The 306-nt window shown below is 52.9% G+C and carries 1 pseudogene; it reads right to left on the reverse strand.

What is annotated here, in order from left to right:
- Positions 1–306 (reverse strand): annotated as a pseudogene (locus ACTHS4_RS11795) (alanine--tRNA ligase); the annotation flags it as partial.

Genomic DNA, 306 nt, shown 5'->3' on the forward strand with positions numbered 1-306 from the left:
GTACGTCTTTTTCGGTTTGGGCTTTGGTTTCGGCAATAATGTCTTTCACCAAACGCTCTTTATCTTGCGCCCATTTGAGTGCATTCAGGCCCGTGATGGCTTCGATACGGCGCACGCCAGCGGCAATACCGCCTTCGCTGATGATTTTGAAGAGGCCGATGTCGCCGGTGCGTGAAACGTGTGTACCGCCGCACACTTCGGTAGAGAAACCGCCCATTTGCAGTACGCGTACTTCGTCGCCGTTTTTTTCGCCGAAGAGCATCATGGCGCCGGTTTTTTGGGCATCTTCCATGCTCATAATAGCTG

Source organism: Neisseria sp. P0014.S009 (genome assembly GCF_051958155.1).
GTDB classification, from domain to species: domain Bacteria; phylum Pseudomonadota; class Gammaproteobacteria; order Burkholderiales; family Neisseriaceae; genus Neisseria; species Neisseria flavescens_C.